The sequence below is a fragment of the Paenibacillus sp. KN14-4R genome (assembly GCF_052180255.1).
Lineage (GTDB): Bacteria > Bacillota > Bacilli > Paenibacillales > NBRC-103111 > Paenibacillus_AM.
Window position 1 is genome coordinate 745,697 of sequence record NZ_CP197466.1, and the last position, 18,109, is coordinate 763,805.

The 18,109-nt window shown below is 38.3% G+C and carries 22 protein-coding genes; 19 read left to right on the forward strand and 3 right to left on the reverse strand.

The window, feature by feature from the left end; genetic code table 11:
* The first annotated feature begins 88 nt into the window (after positions 1-88).
* Positions 89-691, forward strand: a complete 603-nt coding sequence (locus ACSBOP_RS03605) for a hypothetical protein (RefSeq protein ID WP_442603108.1) — start codon at positions 89-91, stop codon at positions 689-691.
* Positions 612-1,541, forward strand: coding sequence for a DUF7832 domain-containing protein (locus ACSBOP_RS03610; protein WP_442603109.1), 930 nt, complete (start codon positions 612-614; stop codon positions 1,539-1,541). Before ACSBOP_RS03605 ends, ACSBOP_RS03610 begins: the two co-directional genes overlap by 80 nt.
* A gap of 172 nt (positions 1,542-1,713) precedes the next feature.
* Here ACSBOP_RS03610 and ACSBOP_RS03615 read toward each other — a convergent pair whose 3' ends face one another.
* From ACSBOP_RS03615 to ACSBOP_RS03625, 3 genes are all read right to left on the reverse strand, one after another.
* Positions 1,714-2,358, reverse strand: coding sequence for a formylglycine-generating enzyme family protein (locus ACSBOP_RS03615; protein ID WP_442604361.1), 645 nt, complete (start codon positions 2,356-2,358; stop codon positions 1,714-1,716).
* A gap of 37 nt (positions 2,359-2,395) precedes the next feature.
* Positions 2,396-3,055 carry a TetR/AcrR family transcriptional regulator gene (locus ACSBOP_RS03620; RefSeq protein ID WP_442603110.1) on the reverse strand — a complete coding sequence of 220 codons (660 nt, stop codon included), beginning with the start codon at positions 3,053-3,055 and terminating at the stop codon, positions 2,396-2,398.
* A 202-nt stretch (positions 3,056-3,257) separates the two neighbouring features.
* The gene (locus ACSBOP_RS03625; RefSeq protein ID WP_442603111.1) at positions 3,258-3,824 is read right to left on the reverse strand and encodes a TetR/AcrR family transcriptional regulator; all 567 of its coding nucleotides are present in this window, start codon (positions 3,822-3,824) and stop codon (positions 3,258-3,260) included.
* A gap of 195 nt (positions 3,825-4,019) precedes the next feature.
* Here ACSBOP_RS03625 and lpdA point away from each other — a divergent pair, with 195 nt between their 5' ends.
* The 17 genes from lpdA to ACSBOP_RS03710 all read left to right on the forward strand — a co-directional run bounded on the left by lpdA (position 4,020) and on the right by ACSBOP_RS03710 (position 17,819).
* Positions 4,020-5,417 carry a dihydrolipoyl dehydrogenase gene (gene lpdA, locus ACSBOP_RS03630; RefSeq protein ID WP_442603112.1) on the forward strand — a complete coding sequence of 466 codons (1,398 nt, stop codon included), beginning with the start codon at positions 4,020-4,022 and terminating at the stop codon, positions 5,415-5,417.
* Between the two features lie 204 nt (positions 5,418-5,621).
* Complete coding sequence (locus ACSBOP_RS03635; RefSeq protein WP_442603113.1) at positions 5,622-6,053, forward strand: N-acetyltransferase; 432 nt, start codon at positions 5,622-5,624, stop codon at positions 6,051-6,053.
* A gap of 99 nt (positions 6,054-6,152) precedes the next feature.
* Entirely contained in the window at positions 6,153-6,614 is a 462-nt protein-coding gene (locus ACSBOP_RS03640; RefSeq protein ID WP_132420618.1) for a GNAT family N-acetyltransferase, read from the forward strand.
* 242 nt (positions 6,615-6,856) lie between these two features.
* The gene (locus ACSBOP_RS03645; protein WP_442603114.1) at positions 6,857-7,264 is read left to right on the forward strand and encodes a DUF6188 family protein; all 408 of its coding nucleotides are present in this window, start codon (positions 6,857-6,859) and stop codon (positions 7,262-7,264) included.
* Positions 7,265-7,606: 342 nt separating this feature from the next.
* The gene (comI, locus tag ACSBOP_RS03650; protein WP_235857441.1) at positions 7,607-7,702 is read left to right on the forward strand and encodes a competence inhibitor ComI; all 96 of its coding nucleotides are present in this window, start codon (positions 7,607-7,609) and stop codon (positions 7,700-7,702) included.
* Between the two features lie 479 nt (positions 7,703-8,181).
* Positions 8,182-8,709, forward strand: a complete 528-nt coding sequence (locus ACSBOP_RS03655; protein ID WP_442603115.1) for an AAA family ATPase — start codon at positions 8,182-8,184, stop codon at positions 8,707-8,709.
* A 244-nt stretch (positions 8,710-8,953) separates the two neighbouring features.
* A complete protein-coding gene (locus ACSBOP_RS03660; protein WP_442603116.1) occupies positions 8,954-9,382 on the forward strand; it encodes a GNAT family N-acetyltransferase in 429 nt (142 codons plus the stop codon).
* Between the two features lie 227 nt (positions 9,383-9,609).
* The gene (locus ACSBOP_RS03665) at positions 9,610-10,281 is read left to right on the forward strand and encodes a hypothetical protein (RefSeq protein ID WP_442603117.1); all 672 of its coding nucleotides are present in this window, start codon (positions 9,610-9,612) and stop codon (positions 10,279-10,281) included.
* 450 nt (positions 10,282-10,731) lie between these two features.
* Positions 10,732-10,926 (forward strand): hypothetical protein, encoded by a 195-nt coding sequence (locus tag ACSBOP_RS03670; RefSeq protein WP_442603118.1) that lies wholly within the window; start codon positions 10,732-10,734, stop codon positions 10,924-10,926.
* Positions 10,927-11,069: 143 nt separating this feature from the next.
* Positions 11,070-11,615 (forward strand): GrpB family protein, encoded by a 546-nt coding sequence (locus ACSBOP_RS03675; RefSeq protein WP_442603119.1) that lies wholly within the window; start codon positions 11,070-11,072, stop codon positions 11,613-11,615.
* A 235-nt stretch (positions 11,616-11,850) separates the two neighbouring features.
* Positions 11,851-12,315 carry a GNAT family N-acetyltransferase gene (locus ACSBOP_RS03680; RefSeq protein ID WP_442603120.1) on the forward strand — a complete coding sequence of 155 codons (465 nt, stop codon included), beginning with the start codon at positions 11,851-11,853 and terminating at the stop codon, positions 12,313-12,315.
* 329 nt (positions 12,316-12,644) lie between these two features.
* Positions 12,645-13,700, forward strand: coding sequence for an ankyrin repeat domain-containing protein (locus ACSBOP_RS03685; RefSeq protein ID WP_442603121.1), 1,056 nt, complete (start codon positions 12,645-12,647; stop codon positions 13,698-13,700).
* Positions 13,701-14,265: 565 nt separating this feature from the next.
* Positions 14,266-14,703, forward strand: a complete 438-nt coding sequence (locus ACSBOP_RS03690; RefSeq protein ID WP_442603122.1) for a hypothetical protein — start codon at positions 14,266-14,268, stop codon at positions 14,701-14,703.
* A 186-nt stretch (positions 14,704-14,889) separates the two neighbouring features.
* Positions 14,890-15,321 (forward strand): hypothetical protein, encoded by a 432-nt coding sequence (locus tag ACSBOP_RS03695; protein WP_442603123.1) that lies wholly within the window; start codon positions 14,890-14,892, stop codon positions 15,319-15,321.
* 286 nt (positions 15,322-15,607) lie between these two features.
* Positions 15,608-15,961 (forward strand): hypothetical protein, encoded by a 354-nt coding sequence (locus tag ACSBOP_RS03700; RefSeq protein ID WP_442603124.1) that lies wholly within the window; start codon positions 15,608-15,610, stop codon positions 15,959-15,961.
* A 197-nt stretch (positions 15,962-16,158) separates the two neighbouring features.
* Positions 16,159-17,025 (forward strand): alpha/beta hydrolase fold domain-containing protein, encoded by an 867-nt coding sequence (locus ACSBOP_RS03705; protein ID WP_442603125.1) that lies wholly within the window; start codon positions 16,159-16,161, stop codon positions 17,023-17,025.
* Positions 17,026-17,258: 233 nt separating this feature from the next.
* A complete protein-coding gene (locus ACSBOP_RS03710) occupies positions 17,259-17,819 on the forward strand; it encodes a 2'-5' RNA ligase family protein (protein WP_442603126.1) in 561 nt (186 codons plus the stop codon).
* Positions 17,820-18,109: the final 290 nt, after the last annotated feature.

The window sequence follows — 18,109 nt, forward strand, 5'->3', positions numbered from 1 at the left end:
TCATCTCTATGGATTATGCTCTTTCTTTTTCTAAGCTTGCTGTATAATGATTACGTAGAACAATTTATATTATGGAGGAATACATCAAATGCCAGACATAATTGAAGAGCTCAGGAAAATGTCTCAAAAAAAGGGATTTGAAAATAAAATTGATTTTCAACAGTTGCTAGAAAAATGCAAGACCATAGCGTTATCAAGTGCAGATGCTGAATTTTTAACAGAATTATATTTTTTAGCAAAAAATTTGTACATTCGTAACATAATAATGATGTCACTTGTGTTTTGTGAAGATATTGATTTAAAGGACTTTTTCTTCAAAGCCTTTAAAAAAGAACGCTATCTAGATATGAGATTGACTGCAATCCGAGGATACGCGAATTATGCCACTGAAAAAGAAGTAGAGAAACTGATGTCTAAGTTCATAGAAACTCTGATGATGCGTCCTGAAAATACACCATATAACTATCAAGAATATGAGTTGATTCGTTCTGCTTTTGGGTTACCATATTTAGTAAATAGATTTGGATACGCTTGTTTTATTCAGGCATATGCACAAGAAGAAAAACAATACAATGCAATGCCAGATGCTTTCAAAGGACACTTTACGATAGATGAAAAAGGAAATTCTGTCCAACTTCGGTCATCTGAAGAAACCAAGAAAATGCTTGATGAATTTTGGGGAAGAGTATAAGCATTTTCTAATTAATTCATTTATAGATTATGTAAGTCGGTGGGTGATAGCAACGCTAGAGCATGTCGATGAAATTGCGATTGAAGGGAACTTGAAATTTGCCGATCCCGTTTATGAAATGTATAAGGAGGAAAGAGAATTGAATCCGAAGAGAATATTGCTTACAAAACCGAGCAAAAATTATAAACAATATATTCATTTGATGATCACGGAGACTTCGTCAGATCTACATATTTTAAATATCGTGAAAGGCCGGTTAACATTACGGAAAAAAACCACTAATGCGGTGTATCAACAATATCCAATGGAAGAAGCGCTTTATCAGCTTGAGCAATTGTCTCTGGAATACCAAGCGAAAGGATATATCGAAGAGCCTGAATCGATTCTAGATGCAATTATGATTCCTGAGGATCGTGTATTAGATAAAGCGAAGTGGCACTATGAAGGGGATTTCCCGGAGGATTTAACAAAAGATGCTGCTTACACCGCTACGGGCATGTTCATCACTTGGTTAATTAAAAATAATTGGTTTTCAGAGGAAATAGAGCATCAGTTCGCTACTGAAATAGAGAAAGTAAAGCAGAAGCAGCTTACGGGTGCTGAATTCTATCGAAAATGTCTGGACGGCGTGTTTTCAACCCAAGAACTTGCAGATGAGATTAAACCATTCGTCAATGAATATTTGAATATTCAAAAGGACATTTATATAGCTGAAGACTATGTCCATACCTTTCAAGGAGTTGGACTTACATTTTATCATGTTGCTAATATATGGGAAAATTACGACTTGATTGAACCTGTGATTGAACAACGTTTTAAAGAATTTTGGGAGAGAATACAAAAGATATAGGCTACTATTCTTATAAATTGTTTTCACTCTCTATTCGGTGCATGTGGAGTGCTGTGTGTCGGTAGTGAGAAAGTAGTGATTTAACGCCGCATTTACCTACTGTCTAACCTGTCAGAGCTCAAGCGGAAACAATGCTTGAGCTCTTTTTCAGTGTTAAAATAACTTCCGAATCTTATAAAGACCGGGCAAGGCGGAATCCAAGGTCGTCGATGCAAAAAGACGGGTGACTGCGACGACGGCAGGTAGCCCCACAGCCTCGTTCCTCTTCAGCCCAGCTGCCTCCTCGGAAAATTCGGTAGGAACCATATACGTTCTGGTCATATAAATCCCAGCACCACTCCCAAACATTCCCTAACATGTCATACAGACCCCATGCATTCGGTTCCTTTTTTCCTACTTCATGGTTTTCACCTTCTGAATTTTCATTATACCAAGCGATCTTATCCATTTCTCCGTATCTGTACCCGCTAGTTCCTGCCTTACATGCATACTGCCACTCTGCTTCAGAAGGAAGTCGATAACCGTCTGCTTCCCAATCACAGATGATTTCTTCACTGTCATTACTAATAGAATAACACGCATTCAGTCCAGCTTTCTCAGAAAGTAGATTGCATATGTAAATGGCTTCATTCCATGAAATATTCGTAACCGGCTTTTGACTTTTATCGATAGAAATGGGGGATTTCCCCGTAGCTGCACAATACAGTTCCATTGTTACAGGATACGGAGCAAGAAGGAAAGATCTTATTTCGGCCTTCCATATCCTTTTTGTTCGATCGTCTCTTAATTCTATTTCTCCACCTGGAATTTTGGCCATTGGATAATCAAAATCGCTCTTAATTGCATCAGACACTCTACTTTCCTCCTCTAGTTAGCCTTTTGACATAGTCCTCACAGATATATCGATTATCCTCACCGTTCATTGGCGGGATATCTGCTACTCGAAAGAAGTTTAGCCCTACGACCATCGCCAGCAGGCCATAAGCAGCGCTATTCGAATCATCCACCTTCATATTCCCTAACATGTTGCCATAGTCAAAGATTTTCACTATACCTTTCATGTCTTCCTTATACCCCGCCGACACGACTTCTTGTAAACGGGGATCCAATACTGCTTTAGAAAAGAAATGAAGAAAAAGCTTCACTTGAACTTCGTGTGGGATATACATCCTTTCAATACCTTCAAGATCCGATACATTGATGGGTTCTTGTGTATCCTTACTATAAGGTGGGAGGATGTTCTTCAGTGTGACCTCGATCATTGCCTCTGGAGTCATTGTATTCTGAATTTGAGAATTGATCTTCAAACCATAATAGGCTAAGAATGACCTGAAAGCCTCAATAATCAAGTTATCCTTATTCTTAAAGTAATAAGTTACAACACCTTTAGAACAATCCGCATACTCAGCGACTTTATCCAGCGTCATGCCATCAATCCCATGTTTGCTTATACACATTAGAGTGGCGTTAATTACATCTGCTCGACGCTTTGGTTCCATTCCTACTTTAGGCATTTTTCTATTCCTCTTTTCATAAAAGACTTCTGATTTATTTTATTTATACTGAACAGTCGGAATAAATAAAACATACAGGATATGGAACCTTATGTCAATCCAGTATTCGTGGGCAGGGTTTGATCCCCCTAGGTTTCGCCAAACACAAAAAAACACGCCATTGGTTGGCGTGTTTTTTGTTTATTGAATTGCTTGAACAAAATTAAATCATCACCAGCTCTTTGGCATGCTGCTTGCCTGCCGAGAGCAGGGTGTTGCTCAGTTCAGGATCATGAACAGACCGTGCAAGAACAAGGGAGCCAACCAAGGTACTAAGCAGTGCACTACCTTTGGACGTGTCAATTTCCGCTAGGTTGGAGATAAAAGCAATCATCCGTTTCAGTTCATGGGTGAATACCTGCTGAACCTCTTCTGAAGAACGGGATATTTCGCCAGAAAGGGCAGGAAGAATGCAGCCCATCTCCGTTTTGTCGCGGTGATATGGACTTAAATAATAATCAATGACCGTATTGATTTTGGGATTCTGATTCTCCTGATCAGCGGCTTCCTGTAGAAGTGCGATGGTATCGCTGATGGCATACCGGCAGGCTTCGGCGACCAGCTGTTCTTTGTTGTCAAAATGAGAATAAAACCCACCATGAGTTAGCCCCGCCCCTTTCATAATGAACGGAACACTTACATCGTGGATGCCATGGGTACGAAAAGCCTGGGCAGCACTTTCAACGATTTTATTCCGTACTTTCATCTTATGGCCTTTGGGATAAGGCATTGTAATCACTCCACGATTCATAATTCTATTTTCAAAATATTATAAGTGTCATAATTAAACCTGTCAATTTAGTGAATCGGCAACTGTTGGCTCATGAAAGGTTAATGAGCGGTTGACGTTTTTAAAATATGATGATTATAATATATTACGATCATCATATTATTTTACAAAAATTTCAACAGGGGGTATCAGAATATGAGTAAGCTTGAATCCGTAGAAACGTTGGTTATAGGATCAGGTCCGGGAGGTTATGTGGCGGCACTGCGATCTTCACAGCTTGGAATGAAGACGGCGATTGTCGAACGCAGTCAGATTGGCGGAGTTTGCACGCATATTGGATGCATTCCATCCAAAGCATTAATTGCAGAATCGCATCGCTATGATTTGCTCAGACAATTTAATAACGCAGATGCAGCAGCGTCATTTAAGAATGCTCAGGATTTCAAGCAGGGGATTGTGACTAAGCAGGCAGGTGGAGTTCGTTATTTATTGAAGACTGCTGGAGTGAGCATTCTGGAAGGAGAAGCTAGTTTAGTTGATGCACATTCAGCTATTATCAAACAAGCTGGACAGGAGCAAACTATTTCTTTTAAGTACGCCATACTGGCAACAGGCTCTCGTCCGATTGAACTGCAAGCATTTCCGGTTGGAGGACGTATTTTGTCTTCCACAGAAGCTTTGTCACTCCCTGAGGTTCCGAACAGCCTAGTAGTTATCGGCGGTGGATATATTGGTGTCGAACTGGGGCAAATGTATGCCAAATTTGGAACAAAAGTAACGATTCTGGAGGGAGGAGAACAAGTGCTGCCGGGATTCGAGGCAGACCTTGCGGTCCCTGTTGTTCGACAGTTGAAAGCCGATGGTATAAACGTTATAACCGGGGCGACAGCTGAGAAAGTGGTGCAGAATGCGGATACAATTACACTGCATTATGTAAAAAATCTGGAGCAGCAGCATGTTATAGCGGAATATGTGTTAGTCACTATTGGCAGAAAGCCAAACACAGACGGCAATTTAGGGCTGGAGCATATAGGTTTGCCAGTGACGAGCAGGGGGCTGATTGAGACGGACGAACAGTGCAGAACGGCTATCCCGCATATTTTCGCAATCGGAGATATTACGGCTGGTCCGACACTTGCTCACAAGGCATCCTATGAAGCCAAGATTGCGGCAGAAGCCATTGCAGGCCATGCCTCCGAGGTTGATTATAAAGCCATTCCGCTCGTCGTTTTTTCTAATCCAGAGCTGGCCAGCGTTGGCTTAAGTGAAACGGAAGCAAAGTCAAAATTCATTCCGATTGTTATGGGTAAAGCCTCTTTCGGGATCAACGGCAGGGCGTTGGCATTGGGGGAAACCGAAGGGTTTGTCAAAATTGTGGCGGACGCGACCTCAGGAATCGTGCTTGGTGCACAAATCGTTGGCGTGGAGGCATCAACACTCGTATCGGAGCTTGCACTTGCCATCGAGATGGGGGCAACCGTGGAGGACTTGGCTATGACGATTCATCCCCATCCCACATTGGGAGAAGTGATTATGGAGGCTGCTGAAAATACGGTCAGAAAAATGATGACAACATTTAGAGAATGGGAATAGGGATCAAGATCAGCAAGGAGCACCGATGGTGCAGCCTCCACCATTCATTACAACCATGTAAATGATAATGTTACATCAAACGCTGGATGTCTGTTAAATGACAGCAGCGTTTTTATCTGCAGTGAAATGATTTTTGACTGACCATTTTTCAGATAAATGGTATCCTTTAGTAAATGAGGAATGAGAGTTAGGAGGAAAAGTTAAATGATTATAAGAACAAAAGTAGAAAATGATCTGGACAGAATGGTAGAAATTTGGTTTGAAGGTTCGAAACAGGCTCATCATTTTATTGATGAAGTTTATTGGGAAACAAATCAGGCAGTAATGAAGGACGTATATCTACCTATGTCTCAGTCATATGTCATTGATAGGGATAGTGAGGTAGTGGGATTTATTTCTTTAGTTGATAACTACATAGCAGCTTTGTTTGTAGATCTCAGTGAACAAGGTAAAGGGTATGGAAAGATACTTCTTGATTACGTTAAAGATAAGAATGAAGGCTTGCACTTAAAAGTGTATCAAGAAAACCAAAATGCGGTTAGATTCTATTTGAAAAATGGCTTTACTATTTCATCTGAATCGATTGATGAAAAAACGAATGCCAACGAGTATGAGATGACTTGGAAAAAAGAGTAGAATGGCTTCTTTCACATTGAGGGATAGCTAAGAATCTTTATGATGACTAGTCGAGGATATCTAATCAAGTTCGTCGTGAGAATTGAAAGGAATATAAAAATGAATCTAATCCGCATAGAACCAATTGATAAAAATAATTGGGAAGAAGCTCTCTCGATATCTTTACTCAAATCACAAGAGAAGTTTGTGCCTTCTGTTATCGAATCATTAGCATGGGCTTATATAAAACCGTGGGATGAGGCTTTTGATCCATATATTTTGTGCAAGGATGATAAAACATTTGGATTTTTCTATCTTTCCTATACACCTAATAGTACTAATAATTACTGGATCGGTGGCTTTCAAATAGACAAGGAATATCAAGGGATGGGATTAGGAACACAATCTCTTAAAAGAATATTAGAATTCATTCAGGAAATGAACAGACAATGCGAAGTAATCTCTCTAACAATCGAAAAAAGTAATAATCATGCTAGAAAGCTTTACGAGAAATTAGGATTTGTCAATCAAGATAAAGAGAACCAAGATGGCGAGATTATATATAAACTAAAGTTAAAATAAACTATAAAGAACTTGTGCTAGGTTACTCGAAGAGGCCGTTGACATCAGCTAACATTACATTCCTGCGTCGTCGCTAAAGCTCCTCGGTCACCGAGAGGATTTTCGGAAAAGCAAATCAGGCGACACATCCAACCGGCTAAGTCTGACGACCCGGCAACTTTATTGCCTTAAGCCGCTTGGACGTCAGGAATGCGAAACGTTATATGAAATGGCCGAAATGCTGAAATGAAGGAGAAATAAAAATGAATAGACCAAAAAGCGATATTAATTTTTCTTCATTTAAAGGTCAGAGGATCAATGAAATAAACAGGATGTATCCAATATTAATTTTTGATATTGGACATCTGACTATCGAATGCCCTTGGAGATTAAGAAACGAAAATCGAATATTAGTTGGTGAACCTGAAACAAAAATTGAAAATCGAAAAAAGCAAGCTTATTTAGATTTTGAGAAGCACATATTGAATAACTCGATAGTTGAAATAATTCATTATGAAGATATCTCTGATTTAGTAATTATTTTTGAGAATGATGTTATTTTAGAATTGTTTCATGATAGTTCCTGGTATGAAGGCTGGCAATTGCAAGGATCAGGAAACTTTTTAGTTGTTTCAACCCCAGGAGGGCAATACTCATATTGGAAAGAATAGAATCGGTTTTTATAAGCATATCAAGGGAGCCCCACTTCATATAACAACGTATCTGCGTATCGTCGCGTACGCTCCTCGGTCTGCTCGAAAGGATTGGTGGAGTGGATTCAGCAGACAACCCTGCAAGGCTAAGTGGCGGAGCCACCCAGCCGCTGACGCTCCTTTAAGCTTTTCGGGTTCGCAAATACAACAACGTTATATGAAAAGGATGCAGACATAAAACCATAAAAATATGAATCAAAAACACATAGGAACACTTGTACGCAAATGAGAATAAAGGTAAAATATAACTACAATTGAATCTTGGGTGGGCATGGTTTCCCTTCGAAAGGAGGTGAAGCCATGGAAGTAAAAGATGCAATAACGATTATGTTCCTATTTGGAATGTTCATTCTTGCTCTATTAACATACATTAATCATAACAACAAGAAAAAGTAAAACCCACCCTAAGATTAGAAGCCGAAGGTGGGTTTTCGTTCCTATTGGACTCAGAAGGGAACAACCATCCAAGCCAATTGTACTGACCAGGTGTTGACGCACTTGGTCTTTAATAAATATATATTACCATATTACAAAAAATGTATCAAAGTATGAAATAACGATTTGAATTAAAGAGTTTGAAACAATTTAGTAAATGTAAAAATGAATTGTAGGGTAACTCAAAGAAGGCATCTCAATCATATAACACAGTATTCTCGCATCGGATCGCAAGCGATCCTCGGTCCGCCAGAAGTGAAGGAAGAAACATCACAACGAAGAAGTTTCAGTAACAGGAAGTTATACCAGTCGGACACATCCTGCGAGGCTAAGTCTTCGACCTGGCGCTAAAGCGCCTTAAGCCTCTATACAACAACGTTAGCTGAAACAACTGTAATGCATTATACAAACCCACAAAACGAAACAAAGGAGGAAATTCTATGAATAAATTGCCGTTATTTGTTGTCACCGGCGCCAGTGGAACAGGAAAAACTACAATATCTTCATTGGTACGTAAGTTGCTTCCTGATTTTGATGTCTTCGATTTGGACATTATTAATAATGTTGATTGGCAAATTGCTAAAGCTAATTGGTTGAGAATTGCTTATAGTATTTCTTTAAGTGGTCGAGGTACAGTGCTTTGTGGAACGATGATTCCGGAAAACATCGAAACGGCAGACCATAAAGATAAATTTGATAGAATTTATTATATGAACTTGCATTGTAATGATTCTGTTCGTGAAGAAAGATTAAAGGCAAGAGGATGGGGAGAAAACTCAATTGAAGATCATAAGAACTTTGCGAATTGGTTAGTTCACAATGCAAATACTGCATTTAACCCACCAATGCAAATAACTGATACATCAGAGCTTTTGCCTGAAGAAGTAGCAGAACAAATTAAAGATTGGATTTTAAAGAATTGGAATAATCAGTTGTCAGTATCTCAAGGGGACAGTTGCAACAGCTAACAACATGTTCAGGCATCGGGCATTCGCCCTCGGTCTGGCAGAGGAATTTCGGGGAAGTGGGAGCAGCCGGACACATCCGCACTGACTAAGCGCACCGCGCCCGGCACCTTTGGTGCCTTAAGTCGGTGGGACGTCGTGAACACAAGAACGTTATACGACAGAACGAAGATTAAGGTTTATTGTGGGTGAAGACAATGGAGTAATAGAGAAACATCAAAAAACTATATTATTAACGGAGATGTATATGAGTAACGAATACAGAACACTTAAAAGAATGCCTACTATTGCTGAATATAGAAACCTTTGTAATGCAGTTGGTTGGAAAGATTACATGAATTTTGATGTTGCAGAAGAATCTTTAAATCAATCATTATTTGGAGTTGTCGTTCAATATAAAGATGAAATAGTTGGAATGGGAAGAGTAATTGGGGACGGAAAGATCTATTTCTATATTCAAGACGTAGCTGTCATACCAGAACATCAAAACAAAGGAATCGGTAACATCATATTAAAGGCAATTACTGAATTCTTAAAAGAAAATGCACCAGAAAAATCATTTGTAGGCTTGTTTGCGGCCGCTGGTAAAGAGTCATTTTATAATAAATATGGTTTTAATAAGCATAATGGAATGACAGGAATGTTCGGAGTAATCCATGAGAATGAGATAAAGTGATTTTGAAAGTAACTCAGATTTCCATCGTATAACAATGTGTTCTTGCTTCACGTCTATCGCCGCTCGGTCTGCCAGAAGTATATCAAGGAGGTAGAAGCAGGCAGACACATAGATTCCCCTAAGATAAGAGCTATCTAAGGGGAATCGACGTCAGGAACACGAATACGTTATAAGAAATTGGCGTAAACCTAAAAGATTAAAAACCGTATTTAATGGGGGACTCAAGTGTGTGGAGATATTCAACGATCTTTCTTTTAACCACCTTTTTAATAATTACAGATTGTAATAAGAATGCAGATACGACGGTTATACCATCATCGGAATCTGTCCAATTGACTAGTTATGATGACAAGAATCTCAATTCGATGACTGTGGATCCGATTGAGAATACGTTCTTCTTTAAGAACAATGTTACGAAGGCCATCTATAAAGGTAAATTTCTTTTCAACGAATTTATAGAAACGGATATTAATGTTTCTGTTCATGAATCGTCTACCTATAAGAATGGCAAACTTTATGAATTGGTCATTGATTCAATTGAAGGTGTTCCTAATGAACGATTAAAGCTGGGGTACTTTTATGTCACGAAAGATAGAGTATATCGAATGGGAACAAGGGAAGATGAATCAAGTAAATTGAAATTGGGCCTAGTACCTGATGATAGTGTGGTGGTCTGTCAAGATGCTGAGTTAGAGGATAGATTAGATGTGGACCAACCAGGATGGCATCAATCTATACAAGTAAATGGAGAAAAACGAGAGTATCGATCTTACAATAGTCTGGTAGAAACCGGTTATTATGAAACAATAACATGGGAAAAGAATAAAGGACTAATAAACTATCGAAGTGGATTTGGTGCAGAAAGAGATTCCATCGAAATACAATTAAAAACCTTTTAATGTATAACAACACATATAATAGAACAAGAATTTTTAAGAATGATCGGAGATAGCACCTACATCTTATAAACCGTATTCACCTGCATGCTTAACGGTCCTTGGTCTGCTTGAGGCAATTCGGAGAAGTCGTATCAGGCAGACCACTCCTGCGAGGTTAAGTCTCCGATCCGACGCTATGCGCCTTAAGCCCCCGGGGTTCGTGAATACAAGAGCGTTAGACAAAATCACCTGAAGATTGAAGGGATGAAGTACTTCTAAAAACAAAATCTTTATAGATATACTATCTCGTTGTCAGGTTAGATGACTTTTAATAAATTACATTACTATACCTGTTCATAATAGACATAAATAACAGGAATGATACGAATAGAAGGGATAAGAAATTAATACCACTTAAATTATATTAATTGGTAATTTTAGTTAAATCCTTAATTATGGGGGGGATATATAATGGATGGTATAATTATTTCATTATTTTTATGGATTCTAGGGCTTATAATTTTATTTTTTATTATAAGACATGCAATCGATTCATCGAGGACAGCATCAAAGTACGATGATTTAATACATGAAATAAGAATGTTAAGAAATGAACTTAAGAATCAGGAAAATAAAAGAAAACATATTATAGATGAAAGAATTTAGCACGTATATCCAAAGAAGCCCCCACCATCTTATAACAACAAATTCACGCTGCGACCGGCAGCAAGCTGCCTTAAGGTTCTCGGCGTCGTCAGAAACGTTAGCCGAAACCATTGCAATGATTTTTTTACAAAAAGGAGTATCTTATGGGAGATCAATGGAGAATTGCGAAACATGATCCAGAATGGAGAGATCTGTTCCTTGAAACTGGATCGAAATTAAGGAGATCTTTAGGGGAATTGGCAGTTCGGATAGATCATGTGGGATCGACTTCAGTTTTTGGATTAGATGCAAAACCAATAATAGATATTCAGATCTCAGTTTTGAATTTCGAGGACGATTTAGCCTTTAAAGATAAAATTGAAGATATAGGATTTGTTTTACGCAAGGAAAACCCCGACAAAACTAAGAAGTACTTCAGGGAAGTGCCTGGATATAGAAGAACTCATGTTCATGTCAGGCAGTTAGGAAGTTTCTCAGAACAAATGACATTACTTTTTAGAGATTATTTGAGAGAACACGCAGAGGATTGTTGGAGATATGCTGAAGAGAAACATCATTTAATGAAATTATTTAAGAATGAACGCCCTAAATATGTTGAAGGTAAAGGTCCGATTGTATGGGATATATTACAAAAAGCTCATATTTGGTCACAAGAAACAGGATGGAAACCAGGTAAATCAGATTTGTAAGATTATCGAAGAGGGCAATGGCATCGGCTAACATCATATTCCCGCAGCGGATCGCAAGCGATCCTTGGTCGCAAGAGGTATAGGCAGGGAAGTGGAGTCAGGCGACGTATCCGCACCACCTAACCGCACTCGCGGCCGGCCCTAACGGGCCTTGTAGTGGGACGTCGGGAATACAGAAACGTTATCTTAAATTCTGTTAAATTCTAATTAAGCAATTCTTGGATGGTGACCTCAATTGAAAGAAGTATATCAAACTCTTGTAATCGAAGAAGTAAGTAAAGAAACTCAAGAACATGCTAAACATATTGTTTTAGCTGGACTAAAAGAAAGATTTGGATTATTGGATAAATCATTAAATCAAGATCTCAATGAAATTGTCCTTAATTATAATAGTAGAGGGAATCTCTTCTTGGTTGGCAGAATAAATACAAAAGTTGTTTGTACTGGTGCATTAATTCGTGAAGAGGCTGATACAGGAAGAATTGTTAGAATGTCAGTACAAAAAGAATATCGAAGACAAGGGATAGCTCAAAAAATGTTAAAAGAGATTGAAAAAAGAGCACAAGCTAAAGGATTCAAGAAAATTGTGTTAGAAACGACAAATTCCTGGCATGATGCAATTTCTTTCTATAAGAAATATGAGTATAAAGAATATGATAGAAATGAATATGAAGTGCATATGGTAAAGGATTTATTATAGTTATTCAATGGAGAACTGAACTTCAGATAACATCATGTTCACGCATCGGGCCTATCGGCCCTCGGTCCGTCCGAGGGATTTCGTAAAAGCGGAATCAGGCGGACAACCCTGCGAAGCCACCCGGCGACATCGTCGCCTTAAGCCTCTCGGTGTCGTGAATACGGGAAACGTTATCAGAAATGATTGCAAGATAATGTTAAAAGATATGTTACAGAAACTTGATTTCAAAAGCAATTATTAATACTACAAGAAATGAAATGATGGTAAAATCCAGAATGTACATGGTGTTGAAGAAAATTTATATACTCTGACGTAAGGAGAGAAAGCACATGGTCAAGAAGAAAAAAACCTTACCGAAAAATTTTGATGAACTAATTAAAGCAGGCGACATATCAGCATTAAAAAAGGTATTTACCCAATGCGAATTGGATGCGCGTGGTGGTTACAGTAAATCAACTGCCTTGAGCTTTTTCAAAATACCGAATGAATTGGTTCGCTGGCTCGTGGAACAGGGTGCTGATATAAATGCAAGAGACAATTACGGAAGAACGCCTTTGCATGAACATGTAGTAAGTTGGTGCGGTAATACTGAATTGCTGCTTGATTTGGGTGCAGATATAGAAGCCGTTGATTATCAAAACGAGACACCTTTATTTGCCGCCGCAGGTTCATTTAAACCAAATGCGGTTCACACGTTGGTTACTAATGGCGCAAATATCAGCGTAGAAAATAAGATGAAACAGACTCCATTAGAAAAAGCTTTGGCACGGTGCAGAAACGCGGATATTGTCAATATCGCGGAAGTTGCCGATATTTTGCTTAACGCAGGAACAACAGTAACTCCGGAAATGATAGACTCTATTAAGCGAATCGGAAACGACTTTGAATTTCACAGAGAAGGCTTTAATAAAGAATATTTGAATCAAACCGATGAGGCACTTTTACGTTTATATGAGCTATTTGATGTTACCCCAGTAGAAAAGCGAAAGACGCACGACGGCGCCTCTTCAATAACAGTATCAACAAAGGGTTGGCAGGCGCAACATAATGAACTCTGGAGTTTACTCATTCCTTCAAACGGACATGCGAAAACCGTACAGGGTGAGGTTATCCGTATTACGGGTAAAGTGTCATACGAAGTTTTAGATAATGGCGGTATCAACTGGGATAATCAATATCGTAAAATGCTCAATATTTTGATACATTACTTTAGTTCGGGTACACCATTAAATCCCACTGCACTTCAGGAGGCAGTAACATTAGTGAAAGAACTTCACAACGGAAATGGTAGTGATGAACCTACGAGACTGTGCGAACTGGCAGTGCATTGGGTACTCAGCAATCCGAATCCTATTACTCTGGAAAAGCCTGACTATAAGCGATAACTTATGTTCGATTTATTCAACGTATATAATAAGCTTTTCTTGCGCAAAATACATTCCCTTTTTCTAAGCACTTTCTAGCTAAGAAAAGGGGATATTATTTTAATTCAATACAACAAGAAATGTAAATATAGTAAAATCTGATATAAATAGTGAGTTAGTGATTCATGCTAGGTTACCCTACAGAAAAGTGTAACATGAAATATGAAGCATTAAGATCAGTACATGGTAAATAATTCAAGAGCCGACTCTAGGTTAGGTTTTGATCAAAGGGATTGCGGCGCATTAGGAGTAGAGTTTTATAAAGAAATGTAAAGAACGAAGAGAAATGAAGTAACTAATGAAGTGCGTTGTAGAGTAACTCGAAGAAGGAAATCACATCTGATAACAACCTATTTACACTGCGGGGCTTACGCTCCTTGATCTGCCTGAGGAATTTCGAAGAGGTGAATTCAGGCAGATAACCCTGCAAGGCTAAGTGGCAGAGCCACCCGGCAGCAAGCTGCCTTAAGCCTTTCGGGTTCGTAAATACAACAACGTTATCAGAAATCTATGAAATGGGGTAAATATGAGCACACTTAAAAACAGGAAAATATTGGCTATATTAGTAACTGTGTTTCTGATTGTATTAATATCAACGTGGTATATTGGATCACAGCAAAATAATAACAAACAAACACCTGATGGAGTTATTAATAATTTTATGAAAGCTCTTGTTGATAAAGACGCTAAAACTGCTACCTCACTGATGTTTTTGGATTGCAGTAAATCATTAGATGAAAAAATTAATGGACTTGAAGAAGAACTATCTAAGAACCCTATCAGTTCCTATAGAATTATATTAACCAAACAGTTAGAAGATGATACTGTTCAATATATGATAGGACTTAATGAAAATACAGAATTAGAATATAGAGTGTTTAAAGTTGAAGGAGTTTGGATGTTATCCTATGAGAGATTGGGAGAGAATCCTAACAAATTATTAACGAAAAACTGTAAAGAATAAGTGTTTGTAGCTCGAAGAAGGCATAGTAATCTGATAAAGAGGAAATTACAGAGAAGCGAAATCAGCAGATAACCCTACACTGGCTAAGTCCGTCGGACCCGGGCGCAAGCGCCCTTAAGCCCCTCGGGTTTGTGAATACAACAACGTTAGCTAAACCTAGGCAATTATGAACGCGGGGTACATGAGATGGATAATGATTTCGAGAGTGATTTAAAACAGAAAAAGAAAAAAATTGTTAGACGAAGTTTATTAGTATTTACTTCTTCAATTTTATTGGTGATAGGAATCATTTTTACTTATTCTTTTAAGTTTGGCAGTGAGATTGTGTCCGGGCTATGTGGAAATACGATTATAAATAAAGTTGAACAACCTAGGAATGGACTCTATGAAGCGGTATATTTTAAGAGGGATTGTGGAGCAACAACCGGCGACAGTTTTCATTTGTCGTTGATTAAACATGGTAGTGAGTTGGAGAATGATCGGGGAAACATTTTTATATCAAATAGTGAATTTCAACTTATCTGGCAAGAACCGAAAAACATTGTTGTTATTGGTGGTTCAGGGGAGAACTTTAAAAAAACATCAAAATTTAAAGGGATCGAAATAACATATAAATGACGTTGATGGGCTCAGAGATGGCCTAGGCATCAGCTAACATCGTATTCACACTACGGTCACTTACGTTCCCTTGGTCCGCCCGAGGATTTCCGGTGAGGTGGAGTCAGGCGGACAACCCTGCAAACCTAACCGCGTAGCAGCCGGTCCTACGGGCCTTAAGGTTCTCGGGTTCGTCGTTAGCTGAAACCCCTTAAACCATATAGGTAAATTACGTTTATTATATTTAATTCACTTGAGTTGAAAGGACTGAAATAAAATTAATAAACGCAATCCATTTGGAGTAACTTTGATTGGTTATTTTTATGTTTTTGGAGCAATTGTTCTGTTAGTATCGTTGTTTTTTAGTTCTCCAGCAGACGAGATTAGTGTCTCAATGAGAATGGGACTTTCTTGGGTACCAGAAGGTATTATGAGAGTCGTGTTGGCTGCATTTACATTAATATTATCGTATTTGTATCTAAAGCTGACTGTTATTGGATTCTGGTTAATGGTTTTATATAGTTGTTATTTTTCAATTGTTAGTGTTTACTTGGCTATTCAAAGTAACAGTCAGCCCTTTATAGGTAACTTTATATTTTCAGGTATTGTGTTGATTTACACGATTTTTAGAAGAAAGGAATTTATTAATAAAAAATTATAAAGTAGTTTGTAGGCATAATCGAAGAAGAAGGGGCATCAGCTAACATCGTATCTACGCTGCGGGATAACGCCCTTGGTCTGGCAGGGGGATTTCGGAGAAGTAATATCAGCCAGACAACTCTGCCTTAACCCAGTGAGGGTTCGTTGATACAAGAACGTTAGCAGAAATGCGGTAAAGACAGAGGAGGAAACTTGAAGATGAAAGAAACAAAAATCTATAAGGAACTGAAGTATAGTTCAATTAGTGCTGATGTGTATTACCAAGGTAGCCGTACTCCAGTAATTATATATATTCATGGGGGCGCATTGATTTTTGGTACTAGAACTTGGTTGCCGTCAGAACAGATTGATTATTACACAAGAGAAGGATTTAGCGTTGTTAGCATAGATTATCGACTAGCTCCTGAAACGAAAATTGATTTAATTATCGAGGATATAAGAGACGCAATCAATTGGGTTAAGGCTAAAGCAATTCATGGATATGATTTTGATACTGATAATATTGCTTTAATTGGTAGTTCTGCTGGCGGGTACCTTAGCTTATTAGCTGGCACAATGGAAATAAAACCAAAAGCGATAGTTTCTTTTTATGGATATGGAGATATTCTTGGTGAATGGTACGCTCAACCTAGTGAGTTTTACTGTAGGAAGCCAACTATTGATAGAAATAGTGCCTATGAATATGTAGGGGATATGGAAATAACTAATGGTCCTTGGGAACGATTCAATTTTTATCTATATTGTCGTCAACAAGGAATATGGGTAAAAGAGGTAACTGGAATGGACCGAATTAATGATAATGATATGTTAATTAGCTACAATCCAATTGATATGATTTCGATAGATTATCCTCCTACACTTTTTCTTCATGGTGATCAAGACACGGATGTACCCTACGAACAATCAGTAATAATGTATGAGAAACTCAAAGAAATTGGAGTCTACACTAAGTTAATAACAATAGAAGGCGCTGATCATGTGTTTGATCATAAGTTTCAAGATTCTATAGTTCAAAGTGCTTTTATGAATGTTGTTGAATTTTTAAGAACACATTTAAGTAAGTGATTCGAAAAGGTACCGCACACATCAGCTAACACAGTTTTCCAGATGCGGGATTTACGTCCCTTGGTCCGCCAGAGGAATTTCGGAGATGTGGAGTCAGGCGAACAACCCTGCAAGGCTAAGTGGCGGAGCCACCCGGAGCAAATGCGCGTTAAGCCTTTCGGGTTCGTAGATACAAAAACGTTAGATGGAATTGCTGGGAAACTGATTATAAAAAATAAAAGAAGGATGATGAAATGTACGCAATCGAGTTATTTTTCGAAGCTCCATTTGAACAACATGTAAAAAACATATGGAAAGAATTAAGAGATAATAATATTAGTTCTGAAATGCATGACATTATTGGTTTAAGACCCCATATAACATTAGCAGTCTATGAAGACATTCCGAAATTTAGTTTATATTTGAAGCACTTCACGAATTATTTTCAGAATGTTCATGAAGTTAGTTTGAAATTCGATGTTCTGGCTTTTTTTCCAACATCGGGTACATTATTTATTGATCCAACCGTAACAGAAACTTTATTAAGACTTCATAAAGAGTATCATCAAGAATTTAACGAATTAATGGAGTTTGCCAATCAGTATTATATACCAGAGCAATGGGATCCTCACTGTACATTAGCGATTAAGCTTTCTTCAGATAAAATCTTAGAAGGAATGAAGTATTGTTATAGAGATTTTAAACCTCTAAGAAGCAAAATTATTGAAATAGGAGTGGTTAAGCTTGAATATGATTCAAATTACAGATGTTTAAGCAGTAATACAATTCATTCTAAAAGACTAAAACCGATTTGAGAGTTTATCAAGAAGTCAGTAACTTCATTTAACACCGAATTAACACTGCTGTCTGGCGCCCTTGGTCCGACCGTATTAGAAGTGCCGAGGGTATAATCAGTCGGACAACCACTGCGAGCCTAATTCTGACGACCCGTTCCCTTCGGTTCACTTAAGCCTCTCGGGTTCGTGAATACGGTGACGTTATAAGTTTATTCAGCGAATAACTCTGCACTGGCTAAGTCCGACAGACCCGCAGCTAATGCTGCTTAAGCCAGTGAGGGTTCGTGAAAACAAACGTTATATGAAAG